This is a genomic window from Methylocystis sp. (assembly GCF_050251305.1).
GTDB lineage: Bacteria > Pseudomonadota > Alphaproteobacteria > Rhizobiales > Beijerinckiaceae > Methylocystis.
The window spans coordinates 1-14,664 of sequence record NZ_JBFWNB010000005.1 but is presented as its reverse complement, the minus strand read 5'-3'; the positions used below and the strand labels follow the sequence as shown (position 1 = coordinate 14,664).

Genomic DNA, 14,664 nt, shown 5'->3' with positions numbered 1-14,664 from the left:
CGCATGCGCCTGTCCTTCGTCACCATCCGCTCCATCGCGGCGCGTCTTTTCCTGACTGCGGCGGCGATGAGTTCGGTCGTGCTGCTCGTCGCCAGCATTCTTCTGACCGCCTACTACCGAAGCGAAGCGCAGGAGGTGTTCGAGCGGCGTCTCGATGTTTACCTGCGCGCCATCGTGGCCGACGTTTCGGAGTCGGGTCAGGAGGGACGCACCGGCCCGGGCCAGCTTGGCGATCCGCAATTCGAGCTGCCGGGTTCGGGCTGGTATTGGCAGATCACGCGGCTCGACGACAAGTCGCATGAGATCAAGGCTTCGCGCTCGCTTTTCGCCGGCACGCTGCCGAAGCTTTCGGATCTCGGCGTCCCGGCGGAGGTCGGCGGCTTTCGCCGCGGCTACGGACTCGGCCCTGACGGACGAAGACTGCGCATCGTCGAGCGCGTCATCGACGTCGGCGACGTCGGCATCTATCTCGTGCAGGTCGCCGGCAGCGGCGAAGAGATGGAAGAGCAGATCGCGCGCTTTCGCTTCGCGCTGATCGTCGCCTTCGCCGCGCTCGCCATCGCGCTCGCCATCGGCGCCGCCTTTCAGGTGCATTTCGGCTTGCGCCCGTTGCGACAGCTGCGGCGCGAACTCGCGACCATACGCCGCGGCGAACGCGAGCGCATCATGGGCGGCTATCCGAGCGAAGTCGCGCCGCTCGCTGACGAACTCAATCTGCTGATCAGCGCCAATCGCGACATTCTCGAACGCGCCCGCACGCAGGTCGGCAATCTGGCGCATGCGCTGAAGACGCCGCTTTCGGTGATCGTCAACGAAGCCGATGCGGCGCCGGGGCAGCTCGCGGGGAAAGTTCAAGAGCAGGCGGAGATCATGGGCGACCAGATCTCCTTTTATCTCGACCGGGCGCGCGCGGCGGCGCGCGGCGGCGCGCTCGGCGCCGCGACGCAGATCGCGCCGTCGATCGACGCCTTTCTGCGCGCCTTCAGCAAAATCTACGGCGACAAGGGCGTGATCTTTTCCGGCGGCGCCGATCCGCGTCTGCGCTTTCTCGGCGAGCGCCAGGACCTCGAGGAAATGATCGGCAATCTGCTGGACAACGCCGGCAAATGGGCGAAGAGCCAGGTGACCATCAACGTCAGCGTCGAAAACGACGGCGACGGCGCGGCGCGCCCGTCGCTGCGCGTCACAATCGACGATGACGGACCAGGACTCGCGCCGCACTTGCGCGCCGCGGCGACCCAGCGCGGGCGTCGTCTCGACGAAACAAAACCTGGATCAGGTCTCGGCCTGTCGATCGTCGTCGATCTCGCCGCGGCCTATGGCGGCTCGCTGCAACTCAATGACAGTCCGAGCGGCGGTTTGCGCGCGGAACTTCGACTGCCGGGATTTTAGCGCGTCCCACGCCGACGACGCGCGCGCTCTGGGCGGATCGGCGATCGCGTATCGCCGATTTTGTCGCGTCACTCTTCTTCGAGATCGAAGTCGAGTATGGCGACTTGCAGCGTGAAGCTCGAGAGCTTCGGATCGTCCGCCGAAATGACGCCGAGAAACTCGCCGTCGGCGTTGAGTTCGACGGAATCGGTCTTGCGGCCGCGCGCCGCAATCGAGAGACGATCGTTTTCGAACAGCTTGCGCAGATAGGACTGCAGCACTTCGCGTCCGACCGGAACTTTCATCTCGAACGCAAAGGAGCGATCGCCGTCTTCGTCGTCGACGGAAATCGACGCGATCCTTCGCTCGCCGAGATGCACGGCGGCGTTGTCGGGATTCTTCGGATCTGCGGAGACGCGAATGCCGTCGTTGCCCAGCGAGCGGCGCAGAAAAGACTGCAGTTTTCGTAATTCTGTTTTATCCAAACGCCGCTCCCGTTTTTCGATCTGCTTTTTCATTCCTCTGCCACGACGCGTTGCGCCGGGCAAGATTGCATGAAAAAGCCCGGCGGCAAGCCGCCGGGCGATCGCAAAAAGCGCAGCGCCTTATTCGCCTGCGGCCTTCAGCTTCTTGTTGCAGTCGCTCCAGAATTTAGGCCAGGTGATTTTCGGGTTGGACTTTTTCAATTCGCGTCTCGTCGACTTCCATTCAACGCTGCATTTCTTTTGGCGCGCGCGCATCGCGGCCTTCGTGTCGGCTGCGGGTTTCGGCGCGGGAGCGGCTTCAGCCGCGGGCGGCGGCTCGGTCGGCTTCGTCTCCGCTGCGGCCGGCGGCGGCTCCTCGGGCTTCGCTTCGACAGGCTTGGCGGCTTCCGCCGGCTTCTCTTCGGGCTTCGTTTCCGCTGCAGCCGGCGGCGGCTCCTCGGGCTTCACTTCGACGGGCTTCGCGGCTTCCGCCGGCTTCTCTTCGGCGGGCTTCGCCTGCTCCGCCAGTCGCGCGCGACAGGCCTTCAGAAATTCCTGCCAGCTCTGGCCGCCGAGCTCGTTGGCGGCCTTGGCGGCTTGATATTGCGATCCGCATTCCTTCAACACATTGGCCTGCGCATACGCGTCCCCTGAGGTCGCGGCGACAGCGGCGGCGATGGCCAGAGCGCCGGCCGCGGCGTGAGAAACAGCGATACGGATCCCCATATAAATCTCCATTTTGATGGACGGCGCGAACCGAGCCGCAGCCATTGCGACCGCGCAGGGAAGCAGGACGCGCGCCATCTGCGTCCGCCGAGGCGACGATAGTCCCAACTTGGTTGTGAACGCAAATCGAACGCGCGATAAAGCCCCCGCACAACAGCGTGATCCGCATATATCCGAGGAGGGAGCCGTTTTGACGAGCGTCAGGGAACAACCGGCGCGTTGGCGCGGCCTCGTGGTCGTCTCTCACGTCGACGGGCTGAAGCGCTGTCCCTGGCCCGGCGTCGACCCGCTCTACATCCGCTATCATGACGATGAATGGGGCCGTCCCGAACGCGACGGCCGCGCGCTCTTCGAGAAACTGATCCTCGACGGCTTTCAGGCCGGGCTGTCCTGGATCACGATCTTGCGCAAACGCGAGGCGTTTCGCGCAGCCTTCGCCGGATTTGACCCGGCGATCGTCGCGAGATTTGATCAGAAGCGCATCGCCCAACTGATGCGTAATGATGCAATCGTGCGCAATCGCGCAAAAATCGAAGGCGCCGTGCACTCGGCGCAGGCGTGGCTGGAGATTGAAGCGGAAACCGGCTTTTCGGATTATCTCTGGGATTTCGTCGACGGCCAGCCGATCGTCAATCATTGGACGCGCATGAGCGACGTGCCGACGCAAACGCCGCTGTCCGAACGGCTCTCCAAGGATCTCAAGGCCCGCGGGTTCAAATTCTGTGGACCGACCATCGCCTACGCCTTCATGCAGGCCGTGGGGATGGTCGACGATCACCTGGCGGGCTGCCATCGTCACTCGGGAAACGGCGACGGCTGACGCGATGCGCGCACCTTCCACGAAGCGCGGGCGCGCGACGCCCGCCGAAGCGCCCCGCGCCTGGCAGCGCATGCTGTCGGGACGTCGGCTCGATCTGCTCGACCCTTCGCCGCTCGACGTCGAGATCGAGGATATCGCGCATGGGCTGGCGCGCGTCGCGCGTTGGAACGGCCAGACGGTCGGCGCGCATATTTTCTCCGTCGCGCAACACAGCCTGCTTGTGGAAAAGGTGGCGGGCGCGCTCGATCCCGCCATCGGCCGAACGGAGCGGCTCTACATGCTGCTGCACGACGCCCCGGAATATGTGATCGGCGACATGATCTCGCCCTTCAAGGCGGTCATCGGCGAGGCCTACAAGGCGGTCGAGGATCGCATATTCGGGGCGATTCTGCTGCGCTTCTCCCTGCCGCCGACCGCCGCGCCGACGGTCAAGCGGCTGTGCAAGGAAGCGGATCGCGCCGCCGCCTTTTTCGAAGCGGTGACGCTTGCGGGCTTTACACGCGCGGAAGCCGAGCGCATCTTTGGCCGCCCGGCGATCTCGCCGAAGCCCTTCATGGACGAACTCGCCGCGGCTCCCATCGACGAGACCAAGGCGCGTTTTCTCGCTCGGTTCCGGGCGGTCGACGAAAATTGAAGAAGAACGTCGGGGAGAGAAATGCCGAATGGGCGCCTGTACGTCTGTTCCCTGACTAAAGTGGTCGACACCGTTCGGGCGAGCGGCGCGCGCTCGCTCGTGACCATTTTGACGGCCGGGGCCTCGCTTGTTCGACCTTGCGAAATCGCCAGAGAGCGCCATTTGCGGATCGCTGTCTCCGATATCGACGCGCCGCGGGAGGGGCATATTCTCCCCGGCGAGGAACATATCGATCGGCTGCTAGCTTTCCTTGACGCATGGGACCGCTCCGCGCCGCTTGTCATTCACTGTTATGCCGGGGTGAGCCGTTCGCCCGCGGCGGCCTATGTCGCGGCCTGCGCCCTGGCGCCGCGTCGCTGCGAACTGGAAATCGCGCGCGAACTGCGCCGCGTGTCGCCGACCGCCACCCCGAACAGACGGCTGGTGGCGCTCGCCGACGAAAGGCTGGGCCGAGGCGGCAGGATGTCCGCAGCCATCGCTGCGATCGGACGCGGGGCCGACTGCTATGAGGGAGCGCCTTTCGCCCTGGAGTTCGCCGACGTCTAGCCAAGCCGTCGAAGAGCGCGCGTCTCTATCCCCGCCCGTCGAAATCGGCCTCACCGCCGCAATCGTCGCCATCCGAGAGGACGAGCCCCTCATTCTGACGACGCGCGCCGATGGGCCGGCCGGCGTCGCCGCCCTTCCCTCCGGACCTTTCGATCCGATCCGCCACCGCACCTTCGAAATCGGGCTTCGCGCGTGGGTCGCCGAGCAGACCGGCGCGCCCCTGGGCTATGTCGAGCAGCTCTACACATTCGGAGACCGCGGCCGGCATGCGCGCGCCGGGGACCGCGATCCGCATGTCGTCTCAGTCGGCTATCTGGCGCTCACCCGCATCCGCGACGACGCCGACCGGCGCGCCGGCGTCTGGAGGAACTGGCACGATTTCTTTCCCTGGGAGGATTGGCGCAAGGGCCCGCCCCCGATCATCGATGAAACGATCGCGCCCGGACTGTCGAGCTGGGTCGCGGAAGCGCCCGACGCGGTTTCTTCCTCGGGTCTCTCCCGCCATGTGCGCGTCAGCCTGCTCTTCGGCGGCAAGGGCCGCGCCTTCAACGAGGAGAACGTGCTCGAACGCTACGAACTTCTGTACGAAGCTGGCCTGCTCGAGGAAGCGCTGCGCGACGGCCGCGAATCGGCTCAAAAAAGGATCCATCCGGCGCCGCTCGGGACGCCCATGCGCCATGATCATCGCCGCATTCTCGCCACCGCCATGGGGCGACTGCGCGCCAAAATGAAATATCGGCCGGTTATCTTCGAGTTAATGGCCCCGGAGTTCACGCTCACCGAACTGCAGCGGGCAGTAGAAGCCATCGCCGGCCGGCATCTCCACAAGCAAAACTTCCGCCGTCTTGTCGAAACAACGGCCATTGTCGAGCCTACCGGCGAGATGTCCTTGAAAACAGGCGGACGGCCGGCGGCTCTATTTCATTTTCGCCGCAATGTTCTGCAAGAACGGCCTGCGCCAGGGCTTCGCGTCGGCATTCGAGGCTGACCTCGCGCTTTAAGCCGATGTTCACCGAGAGATGGTGAATGTTTGCTGAAGCGTAAGCCCGCCATGCGTAGGGTAGAGGTGCGTTTTGGGCTATTTGTCGCCGCCTCCGATGCCGGCGCCGGTCGTCGTCTACAAGGACGTCGGCGGACTCGTCAGCGATTATGAGGCGATCACCGAACGATATCGCCGCGAGAACCGCGAGGTCAGGCTGCACGAATGCCGCTCGGCCTGCACGCTGGCGCTCAGCCTGCCGAACGTCTGCGTCTATCCTGACGCCAAGGTCAAATTCCATCAGGCCTACAACGCCATCAACAGAGAGGTCGACCTCGGCGTCTCGTCGCAGCTGTTCTCGTCCTATCCGGCCGCCGTGCAGGCGCGCCTTGGCCATCTGACCAGGGAATATCGCGTGTTGACCGGAACGGAGCTGATCGCTCTCGGCATGCGCAACTGCGAGGGCGGCCCGACCATGATCGCCAGCCGCAAGCAGCGGGCGCCTGCGACGCGCGTCGCCAGCGCACAGCCCAGCGGCGGCGGCCTCTCCTCCTTCGGCGACATTGCGCAGAAGGTGCAGTCCGCCGTCGCCACCGCCCTTGCGAGCGGCGGCCAGCCCGCCGCGCCGATACGCGTCGCTGTCGCCGATCGGCGGCAGCTCACGAGTTTCGCCCACGGCGACGAAGCGGCGACTGCGCTTCCCGAACCCGCGCCGCTGCCGCCGCGCCGGCCGTCGTCTGAGGCCTTCCGGCTGCAACGCGTGGCCGCGCTGTCGCCGGCCTATCTGCAGCTCATCAGCGGCGCGCAGCCAATTCTGGAGACGCAGTTTGTGCGCACGGTGGCCTCGAATTGAGATGCGGCGAAGCTTGAGCAACTTTTCGCCATGATGTTGCCCTAGCCTCGAAACTGGCGGGGAAATCAGGGCGGTAGCGTCGCCTGAGGGGCAAAACGCGTCTAACTGCGTATTCCGTATGTGATTCTCGCCATCAGCCTTGCGTCGTCCGGCGTAAGGCTCGCCTTGCGGCCAAAAGGCCAAAGGTTTTTGTGAGTTCTGGGGCGGCGTCGGTTGAGGCGCGCTTCAAGCGAGACGGGAAGCGACCTATTGACGACGCCTCGCTCCAATACGCGCCTGCGTTTTTTGCCGCTTTCGAGGGCTCTTGGCCTCGTGATCCTCTGTCTGGCGACGTTCGCCCCGAAGATCACCGAAACGGCGGTCGCAAACGGCGACACGAGGACGATCCATCTCTTCCACGCCCATACGCATGAATCGATCTCGGCGACATATCTCGTCAACGGCCAATACGACCCCAACGTCCTGCAGCAGCTGAACTGGTTCCTTCGCGACTGGCGACGCGACGAGCCGACCAATATGGATCCGCGCCTCTTCGATGTCGTGTGGGAGGCTTATCGCTCTGCGGGCGGCGGCGAACAGTTCGTGCATGTGGTCTCCGCCTATCGCTCTCCCGAGACGAACGCCATGCTGCGCTCGCGCTCGCGCGCCGTCGCCAAATATTCGCAGCACATGCTGGGCAAGGCGATGGACACCACCATGCCGGGAATGCCGATGTCGCAAATTCGCGAGATCGGCATGCGCATGCAGCGCGGCGGCGTCGGCTATTACCCCACGGCGGGCACGCCTTTCGTCCATCTCGACGTCGGCAATGTGCGGCACTGGCCGCGCATGCACTATGACGAGCTGGCGCGGCTTTTCCCCGACGGCAAGACGGTGCATTTGCCGACCAACAATCAGCCGCTGGCGCGCTACGATGAAGCGCGCGCCGAGATCGAAGCGCGCGGCAACGGCGCCTATGTCGTCACGCCGAGGCGCACGGCGCGCAACTTCTTCGCCATGCTGTTTGGCGGCGGCGGCGAAGAGGACGATTCCGAAGCGGCGGCGCCCGCGCCAAGCACCCGCAAGCAGTGGGCTTCGCTCGCGCCGCGGCCGACCCGCGACGCAGGAGGCGAAACATACGAGCAAAGCGCCGGCGCCGAAACCGGCGGCTACCGTTATGGAACGGACGAGCTGGCGCGCGCGGAGGCGGATCTGCCGCGAGGCGAAACCACCCTCTCGGCGCCCGGCGCCGAACCCGCAGCACAAGAGTCTTCCGCAAGCACTCCGAGCGTTCGAGCGCCGTTGCCGCCGCAGCGCCCGGCCTCGCTTGCCGCCGGCGGGACGCGTGAAGCGCGAAGCGCGAAGCCGTCCCAGCAAGCCAGCAGCGCCGCCGATCGGGGGTCGAGCGCAACCGACGCGGCGCGCCGCCGGACGAAGGTCGCGGCCAAGCCCGTCCCTCCGGCGCGTCCCCCCTTCGCCGGCGCAAAGGCGACGAGCGCGATCGCGAGACTGGTCGATTCGCCGAAATCCGAAGCCAGAACGCCCAGAGCGGCGGCGCGGCATGAATCGCTCGCCTACGCGCCTGAACCTGCGGCGGCGGCGTCAGTGGCGACGCCCGATCAGGGCAAGAAGAGCAATTCCAAGGCGGTCGCCGCGAAAACGGAATCGCGCGGCGCCGCCTCGCTCCTCGGCCCGTCCACCGGTCTCCGATCCGCCGCCCGCGCGCGCGGCCTGTCCAACAAGGACGGCCAGGCGAAAGAGAGCGCAACCGCCGCGCGCTAAGACATTTCGCGCAGAGCGCCAAGGCTTGGGCGGGCGACGCCAATAACGCTTCATTTCAGACGATTTATCAGCGCGCAGGCGTGCGTTCGAGCGCCTGAAACGTCAGTATTGCTTCTCCGCCAAAAGACAAACTACTCAGGGCAATAGAGCGATCGCATTTATTGCGGCCGCTCCGATAAGAAGCGCCGCCCTCGCCGCAAAGTAGAGCGCGCCAGCAAGCGCAAGCATTTTGACAAAGCCATAAGCGTCAGGGTCGAACATGGCTTCCAATCCATTCCAACAAGCCTGATCCTCTCAAGGAGAATCAGTCTTCCAGACAGACTAACCCTATCTTGCAAAGAATGTTCCGGCCGCCCGGCGGCTCCCTTGGAGCGCCGTCAGCGCAAGCGCATACACTAAAATTTACCGGAGGCCGACCGTCGGCGGGTCGGCTGAAACCTTCAGGCGAAAGCGGCGTCCAGCGATTTTGCCGCTTCGATCAAGGTCCGCACGGACGCGACCGATTTCTCAAACATCGCCCGCTCAGTCTCGTCGAGGCGAATCTCCATCACCTTCTCGACGCCATTCGCGCCGATGACGACGGGAACGCCGACGTAAAATCCGTTCACGCCATACTGGCCCGTGAGGTAGGCGGCGCAGGGCATCACCCGTCGCTTGTCCTTGAGATAGCTCTCGGCCATCGCGATCGCAGCGGTGGCCGGCGCATAATAGGCGGAGCCGGTCTTGAGCAGGCCGACGATCTCGCCGCCGCCCTTGCGCGTCCGCTCGACGATCGCGTCAATGCGCGCCTGCGTGGTCCAGCCCATGGCGACGATGTCCGGCAAGGGCACGCCCGCCACCGTCGAATAGCGCACCGACGGCACCATATCGTCGCCGTGGCCGCCGAGCACGAAGGCGCTCACATCCTCGACCGACACGTCGAGCTCCTCCGCCAGGAAATAGCGAAAGCGGGAGGCGTCGAGCATGCCGGCCATCCCAACGACTCGATGCGTCGGCAGGCCGGAGGCCTTCTGCAGCGCCCAGACCATCACGTCCAGCGGATTGGTGATGCAGATGACGAAGGCGTTCGGCGCATAGCGCTGAATTCCCGCGCCGACCTTGGCGATGACGCCGAGATTGATCGACAGGAGATCGTCGCGGCTCATGCCCGGCTGGCGCGGCACGCCGGCGGTGACGATGATGACGTCTGCGCCCTCGATCGCCGCATAATCCGAGCCGCCGGACAATTTGGCGTCGAAGCCTGCTACGGGAGAGGACTGGGCGATGTCCAGCGCCTTGCCTTGCGGCACGCCGTCGACGATGTCGAAAAGAACGATGTCGCCTAATTCCTTGAGGCCCGCGAGATGGGCAAGCGTTCCGCCGATATTGCCGGCGCCGATCAAAGCGATTTTTCTTCGCGACATAATCAAACTCGTTCTTTGCTTCTATGAAACAGCTACCCCGGTTTTGCGGCGGTGGGAAGTCTTCTCGCCGCTTTCCCAAGCAGAGCTTAACGACGCAGGCGCAGGCGCCCCTGAACGCCAGCGCGCGTCGGCCACGGCGGGCGTACGTCGCTGGCTGCGCGGCCGCTCCCCCCGAGCGCGGCGCCGAAGCCAGACGCCGCGACGGTTGCGGCGCAAAAACGGACGCCGAGACCGCCCGCGTTGGGAACGTTCTACGGGATTCCTGAGCTGATCTTGTGACGAAACCCGGCAAATCCGGAAATTGCGCGCGCCCGACTCGGCTCAGTCGGAGCGGAAATTGCCGGATGGAGGCGCGGAGCGCTGGACAGCGGCGACCAGGTTTGATATTCGCACCGCTCGTTCGGCTGAGCGCCGCGCTCGCGGCGCGCGCGGAACGGGCGCATAGCTCAGTTGGTAGAGCAGCTGACTCTTAATCAGCGGGTCCAAGGTTCGAGCCCTTGTGCGCCCACCAATAAAATCAAAGACTTAAATACACATCTGCCGCGGCCGCGTTAGCTACGGCGTGGTCTGGTAAGCAGTCGGTAAGCAGAATTGCCGAATTGGCTCAGCCTGCGGACAAATTTTCGATTCTGGCGAACCGGCTCACAAATCACGCCCGGACAGGCGATGACATATTGATCCCGCGTCGGCGATGTATCGTTGCCCTCAGCATCGACGCTCATTGAGAGGAGGCAAACGGTGCGCGTCATGATTCTCGTGAAAGCGACGCTGGAAAGCGAGTCCGGTCTCCTCCCGTCGACCGAGCTCCTGGAGGCGATGACGAAGTTCAACGAGGAACTGGTCAACGCCGGCATCATGCTCGCCGGCGAGGGCCTGCAGCCCTCCTCAAGCGGTAAGCGCGTAGCGTTCAACGGGGCCGACCGAACCGTCTATGACGGCCCATTCGACGAGACGACCGAGTTGGTTTCTGGCTATTGGCTCTGGGAGGTTAGGGACATGGCTGAGGCGGTCGAATGGGTGAAGCGCTGCCCTAACCCGATGCCCGGCCCAAGCGAGATCGAAATCCGTCCGCTCTATGAAGCGGCGGACTTCAGCGAGACCATGACGCCCGAGATAGCTGAAGCGGAAGACCGGATTCGCAAGAAGCTGTCAGACGTCTAGACTCGACCGGCCACGCTCGCGTCGTGCGCCCTGCCCCTCCGACGATCGCCGGTCTTCGCGCTGAGGGGCGTCGCTAGGGCTTGGGGTCGCCGCTCAACACATTGCGTTGAGAAGGACAATGGCGTCGTGCTTATCGCTCACGCCGGCGTCAAGATCGCTCTCCCCAGGCAGTTGCGCGGATCAAAGTGATGGCGGCTTAGCTATTTCTCTTCCTCGGAACCCCGCAGATCGATTGATCTACAGAACCGTACCGGGTCTTCCGCGCGCAGTGCATTGGACTCGACCCGGAAACCGTCTGCAGACCAGGCTCTTGTCGCAGGCTTTATCAAAGTCCGCCCAACGCGGCCCGTCATGTATTCTCGCTTGCCGTTCCCACGCGCTCACAGCGTTGTTTCGAACCCGCGCAACCGACCATCCGCGAGCATTCCCGGTACGGAAGTGACTTTTACATATATCTCGCGCCTGTACACCCGCTGCGGACGCGGCAAGCATTATCGCTATTGCACCCGCAGCGGTGTTTCGAATGACTGTTAGCGCCCTCATATTCTTCCTCCTCAAAATCATTTTTTGAAGTGCCCGATTGACGGACGTTGAACGCACTCGCCGAGATACCACTCGCAAAAAGCGCGTGACTACCGAAATAGTCGCACTGTGCAAGGATTTCGCGGACGAGCGAGCACACGAAAAAGCCCAGCCATTGCTGACCGGGCTATAGAGGAACTATGGGAATGCCGGCCCGTGGACCGGCGCATGCGCGTCAGGTAGGGGCCCATGCCCGGAATGCAAGCCGATCGCCCACGAAAAAGCCCGGTCGTCGCCGGCCGGGCTGGAGGTGGTCTTTTAGACAGTCGAACAGCGCCGGTCCTGTATGGCCACGGCGCAGGTCATTTATAGGCGAGCAGAGCAGCCGAAGCAATGCGCGTCGGCCACGCTTGTCTTGTTGCGCTTGTTTGCCAAGTTGACGAATGCGCCGTTCTCTGAGCCGTCCGGGAACGACGCCATTTCAGCAATCTCGCCCGCGGCGACTCGACCCGGGTTTTTCCCGTGCAATATCGGCGCTGCGATCACGCTGCCCTATGCCCTGCCCCTGCGCGAGGAACTGACCTCTATGCAGCACAACGTCCGGCGGTCGGGCTCGATCGCCTACAGCGCCCCTTCTGGAAAGCACGACGACCTGATAATGGCGCTCTCGCTCGCAGTATTCGGCTTACGACGGATCGGGGGAGCGCCGGCGAGGCGGCGGGCTCAAAAGCGCGATGCGCCGAGCGCGCTCGGGTGGACGTGAAAGTCCCAGTTCGCTTCATTTTCCAGGGCGGGTACGGCTCCCACGCCGAAGTCGACGCGGCAGTGGCGGATTCTTAAGGTTGCCCAGCTAATACTCCGGAGAACGACGTTTTAATGCGTCAGCTGGCGTTCAATTTGGACTGAACGCCGTCGAAATCGAAAGCGGGCTTGCTTCAGTTCTACCGATTCCGGAGGAACCATGAGCTTCACCAATACTAGGCTCGATAAAATTCAGAGAATACTGAGCGAGGCGAGTCAGGCCTTTTCATCGCTGAATGGCGAGCTCGCCGTCCTAAAGTTCAGCCAGAGCGACGCCGCCAGTCTTGGAGTAGCGATCATACAGATGGAAGAGGCCGTCGATGCAAAACTCGCCCCCTATCAGGGGAACATGTTGGTTGACGGAATTCGGAGGCAGATGAAAGAAAAATGCCGCGAGCAAATCCTCGAAGCGGCTACGGGGAAGCGAGGCAAGAGCGGCCCGAAAACAGCAGGTTCGCCGGCTTTCGATCCGCTGATACTGCGACAGATCGAAAACACGGTGGAGGAGCTACGCCGGGCCGACTTCAACTCATTCGCGCGGCGAATAAAGAAGCTATCGAGACTCATGCACTCAGACAGCTTGGAACCACTTACCCAACAGTTGATTGCAGACATTGACATTGATGCGTGGTTAGAAACCGGCCGGAATTCGCCGAGCAGCATGACAGGAAGCGCTGATCCAGACTGGCCGACCGACGAAAAAGAAGGACTTGGCACCGTCGCGCTTCTCGTTGATCGCTTTGCCGAGGATACCCGTCACGCTTACGAGTTTGCGCTTACCTACTATTACAATGGCAAAGATATAGGTTCGATCCTGCAAAATATGACTGGGCGGATGATCGTCCCGTTCTGCCGCAATTATGCAGACTTCGTTAGGTCGGGGACGGCAGGATTTGAGAGTGCTACGAAAGCGCCCGTGCGGTTACCTCATCAGTTAAGTTCGTCCTCTGCGGATGATCGCCTCTTGCCGCGGGACAGAACTACAGCGGCAATACCGGCCCCATAGCGCGCTGGTGTGGACCTAGGCATAGACGAAGGCGAGAAATGCGACAGGCGGCAGAAGAACGCACAAGCCCAAGGCGAAAGGCAGGTAGCGATTGATAAACGCCAAGAATAGAGCGGGGGCGACGAATGCGAGGTATGGCAGACCAAATATTATAACTGCGCCCCATGCCAGCTCACGGCTAAGTGGCTCCCCCGAAGTAAGCTGTCCGCTCGCAACCACGATACCGATGACAACTGTAATAGCGATGGCTTCCAACCCGGATATAAAAAATACTAAACTGCGCAACACTTTACCCCTGTCCCCGACCGTAACCCTGCCTGAGAAGAGCGGCGGTCATCGGCCGAGCGCTTCACTGCGTTGTCGACTGTAGGCCTTACTCAAAGATTGAGTGCCCGGGAGTTTCCGCCTGTCAACTCACCAGCGATTTCGAGAAACAGTAAGACGTTGAGAACAACTGCGACCGTCACCAGCACTGCCGCAAGTTTGAGCCATCGTCCATCTTTGCTCATCACGAGCGCGGGACTGACTAAGCCGAAGAAGATGAACCCGAAGGGCATGACGGCAACCCATTCCATTCCGTCGCCCATCCAATTCGTATTCACGTAAATCAGACGGAAGGTATAGAGCCAGTACAAGCCCTGAGCGCCGCCGAGGATCAGCGAGTAATTACGAAGGAAGCGATTCATCGGGTCATCCATGAAAATTCAAGCTTTGTCACCTTGTGTAATTATAGACGCGAATGATCGACGCTGACGATCATACTTACTTAGCTCCAGCCCGCGCCAACCCATGAGCGCAGGCTAAACGAGTTCCTGGAGCGCTGGAAGAGATGACGCCCCCGCCCTATGCCCTGCAGCTGCGCATCCGCAAGGCCGCTGAGTTCGTTGTGGAAGACGCCGGCGGCGTGGCGCTTGCCTACGTCTATTTCGAGGAAGATCCGGGCCGGCGGAGGCTCGTCAATCGGCTCTCCACCGCCGACGCCAAGGCGGTCACGCAGACGATCGCGCGGGCGCTGACAGTCTCGACAGAATCGACGAAATTTTAAGTAAGTGGCGGGACGATCATTTTGGGGCTTGGGGAGCGCCTGAAAGGGGCGCACGCGTTCAAACGGAGTAGCGTCCATGCAACGCTTTGTTTCCACTATTAGTGCTACCGTTGCCTCGGCTGTGGTTCGCAGTCTCGGAAAATCCCTCACGTATGTCGTCTGGCGGATCAGGGCCGCGCGCGACGCGTTTGTCGACGCGTTAGGTCGTGTGGACAGTTATCGCATCCACAGGACGATTGCGGCGATTGTTATGACTGCCCGATAATTTTGGGCGGTCTTCTCGAAACGGGTTGCGACGCGGCGGAACTGCTTGAGTTTTGAGAAGCAACATTCGACGAGATGTCGCTGGGCGCAGAGATTCTTGTCGAGCGGATATTTGATCGCACGCGACGGGTTGTTGGGGATGACGGCGCGCGCCCCCTTGGCGGCGATGACGTGACGCAAATGATCGGCGTCATAGGCGGCATCGGCCATGACGACCTCCGCAGGCAATCCCTCGATCAAAGCGGCGGCTTGCGGCGCATCGCCCTTCTGACCTGCGGTCAGCGTGAACCGCACAGGGCATCCCAAGC

General features: G+C 62.8%; 16 protein-coding genes and 1 tRNA gene. 12 read left to right on the top strand and 5 right to left on the bottom strand.

What is annotated here, in order from left to right; all coding sequences use genetic code 11:
• Window positions 1-3: 3 nt before the first annotated feature.
• Window positions 4-1,392, top strand: coding sequence for an ATP-binding protein (locus AB7F41_RS02880; protein ID WP_428384806.1), 1,389 nt, complete (start codon window positions 4-6; stop codon window positions 1,390-1,392).
• 68 nt (window positions 1,393-1,460) lie between these two features.
• Here AB7F41_RS02880 and AB7F41_RS02875 read toward each other — a convergent pair whose 3' ends face one another.
• Both AB7F41_RS02875 and AB7F41_RS02870 read right to left on the bottom strand, forming a co-directional pair.
• On the bottom strand, window positions 1,461-1,856 hold the full coding sequence (locus tag AB7F41_RS02875; protein WP_428384804.1) for a DUF3126 family protein: 396 nt from the start codon (window positions 1,854-1,856) through the stop codon (window positions 1,461-1,463).
• Window positions 1,857-1,976: 120 nt separating this feature from the next.
• Window positions 1,977-2,561: a hypothetical protein gene (locus AB7F41_RS02870; RefSeq protein ID WP_428384802.1), complete on the bottom strand. Its 585-nt coding sequence runs from the start codon at window positions 2,559-2,561 to the stop codon at window positions 1,977-1,979.
• 190 nt (window positions 2,562-2,751) lie between these two features.
• Between AB7F41_RS02870 and AB7F41_RS02865 the strand changes: the two genes are divergently transcribed.
• The 6 genes from AB7F41_RS02865 (at window position 2,752) to AB7F41_RS02840 (ending at window position 8,154) form a co-directional block, all read left to right on the top strand.
• A complete protein-coding gene (locus tag AB7F41_RS02865; protein WP_428384800.1) occupies window positions 2,752-3,381 on the top strand; it encodes a DNA-3-methyladenine glycosylase I in 630 nt (209 codons plus the stop codon).
• Window positions 3,382-3,385: 4 nt separating this feature from the next.
• Complete coding sequence (locus tag AB7F41_RS02860) at window positions 3,386-4,015, top strand: hydrolase (protein ID WP_428384798.1); 630 nt, start codon at window positions 3,386-3,388, stop codon at window positions 4,013-4,015.
• Window positions 4,016-4,036: 21 nt separating this feature from the next.
• On the top strand, window positions 4,037-4,561 hold the full coding sequence (locus AB7F41_RS02855; RefSeq protein WP_428384796.1) for a tyrosine phosphatase family protein: 525 nt from the start codon (window positions 4,037-4,039) through the stop codon (window positions 4,559-4,561).
• Window positions 4,521-5,549 (top strand): NUDIX hydrolase, encoded by a 1,029-nt coding sequence (locus tag AB7F41_RS02850; protein WP_428384794.1) that lies wholly within the window; start codon window positions 4,521-4,523, stop codon window positions 5,547-5,549. The genes AB7F41_RS02855 and AB7F41_RS02850 overlap by 41 nt, the downstream gene beginning before the upstream one ends.
• An 85-nt stretch (window positions 5,550-5,634) precedes the next feature.
• Window positions 5,635-6,393 (top strand): hypothetical protein, encoded by a 759-nt coding sequence (locus AB7F41_RS02845; RefSeq protein WP_428384792.1) that lies wholly within the window; start codon window positions 5,635-5,637, stop codon window positions 6,391-6,393.
• Window positions 6,394-6,705: 312 nt separating this feature from the next.
• The gene (locus AB7F41_RS02840) at window positions 6,706-8,154 is read left to right on the top strand and encodes a DUF882 domain-containing protein (RefSeq protein ID WP_428384790.1); all 1,449 of its coding nucleotides are present in this window, start codon (window positions 6,706-6,708) and stop codon (window positions 8,152-8,154) included.
• Between the two features lie 440 nt (window positions 8,155-8,594).
• Here the strand turns inward: AB7F41_RS02840 and mdh are convergent, their stop codons facing one another.
• Window positions 8,595-9,557: a malate dehydrogenase gene (gene mdh, locus AB7F41_RS02835; protein ID WP_428384786.1), complete on the bottom strand. Its 963-nt coding sequence runs from the start codon at window positions 9,555-9,557 to the stop codon at window positions 8,595-8,597.
• A gap of 435 nt (window positions 9,558-9,992) precedes the next feature.
• On the opposite strand from mdh, the gene AB7F41_RS02830 reads away from it, so the two are divergent.
• The 4 genes from AB7F41_RS02830 (at window position 9,993) to AB7F41_RS02815 (ending at window position 13,047) form a co-directional block, all read left to right on the top strand.
• Window positions 9,993-10,068, top strand: a tRNA-Lys gene (locus AB7F41_RS02830).
• Window positions 10,069-10,295: 227 nt separating this feature from the next.
• A complete protein-coding gene (locus AB7F41_RS02825; protein WP_428384784.1) occupies window positions 10,296-10,718 on the top strand; it encodes a YciI family protein in 423 nt (140 codons plus the stop codon).
• 868 nt (window positions 10,719-11,586) lie between these two features.
• On the top strand, window positions 11,587-12,003 hold the full coding sequence (locus AB7F41_RS02820) for a hypothetical protein (protein WP_428384782.1): 417 nt from the start codon (window positions 11,587-11,589) through the stop codon (window positions 12,001-12,003).
• Between the two features lie 198 nt (window positions 12,004-12,201).
• The gene (locus AB7F41_RS02815; RefSeq protein ID WP_428384780.1) at window positions 12,202-13,047 is read left to right on the top strand and encodes a hypothetical protein; all 846 of its coding nucleotides are present in this window, start codon (window positions 12,202-12,204) and stop codon (window positions 13,045-13,047) included.
• A gap of 377 nt (window positions 13,048-13,424) precedes the next feature.
• On the opposite strand, the gene AB7F41_RS02810 is transcribed toward AB7F41_RS02815, so the two are convergent.
• Entirely contained in the window at window positions 13,425-13,733 is a 309-nt protein-coding gene (locus AB7F41_RS02810) for a hypothetical protein (RefSeq protein ID WP_428384778.1), read from the bottom strand.
• Window positions 13,734-13,876: 143 nt separating this feature from the next.
• On the opposite strand from AB7F41_RS02810, the gene AB7F41_RS02805 reads away from it, so the two are divergent.
• Window positions 13,877-14,092, top strand: a complete 216-nt coding sequence (locus tag AB7F41_RS02805; RefSeq protein ID WP_428384776.1) for a hypothetical protein — start codon at window positions 13,877-13,879, stop codon at window positions 14,090-14,092.
• 216 nt (window positions 14,093-14,308) lie between these two features.
• On the opposite strand, the gene AB7F41_RS02800 is transcribed toward AB7F41_RS02805, so the two are convergent.
• A partial coding sequence (locus AB7F41_RS02800) for an IS5 family transposase (protein WP_428406436.1) occupies window positions 14,309-14,664 on the bottom strand: 356 nt, incomplete at its 5' end.

Bases quoted from the DNA above. Each gene is read 5' to 3' on its own strand.
- AB7F41_RS02880 (WP_428384806.1), top strand. From the start codon at position 4: ATGCGCCTGTCCTTCGTCACCATCCGCTCCATCGCGGCGCGTCTTTTC.
- AB7F41_RS02870 (WP_428384802.1), bottom strand. From the start codon at position 2,561: ATGGGGATCCGTATCGCTGTTTCTCACGCCGCGGCCGGCGCTCTGGCC.
- AB7F41_RS02860 (WP_428384798.1), top strand. From the start codon at position 3,386: ATGCGCGCACCTTCCACGAAGCGCGGGCGCGCGACGCCCGCCGAAGCG.
- AB7F41_RS02855 (WP_428384796.1), top strand. From the start codon at position 4,037: ATGCCGAATGGGCGCCTGTACGTCTGTTCCCTGACTAAAGTGGTCGAC.
- AB7F41_RS02850 (WP_428384794.1), top strand. From the start codon at position 4,521: ATGAGGGAGCGCCTTTCGCCCTGGAGTTCGCCGACGTCTAGCCAAGCC.
- mdh (WP_428384786.1), bottom strand. From the start codon at position 9,557: ATGTCGCGAAGAAAAATCGCTTTGATCGGCGCCGGCAATATCGGCGGA.
- AB7F41_RS02820 (WP_428384782.1), top strand. From the start codon at position 11,587: ATGGCCACGGCGCAGGTCATTTATAGGCGAGCAGAGCAGCCGAAGCAA.
- AB7F41_RS02815 (WP_428384780.1), top strand. From the start codon at position 12,202: ATGAGCTTCACCAATACTAGGCTCGATAAAATTCAGAGAATACTGAGC.
- AB7F41_RS02810 (WP_428384778.1), bottom strand. From the start codon at position 13,733: ATGAATCGCTTCCTTCGTAATTACTCGCTGATCCTCGGCGGCGCTCAG.
- AB7F41_RS02805 (WP_428384776.1), top strand. From the start codon at position 13,877: ATGACGCCCCCGCCCTATGCCCTGCAGCTGCGCATCCGCAAGGCCGCT.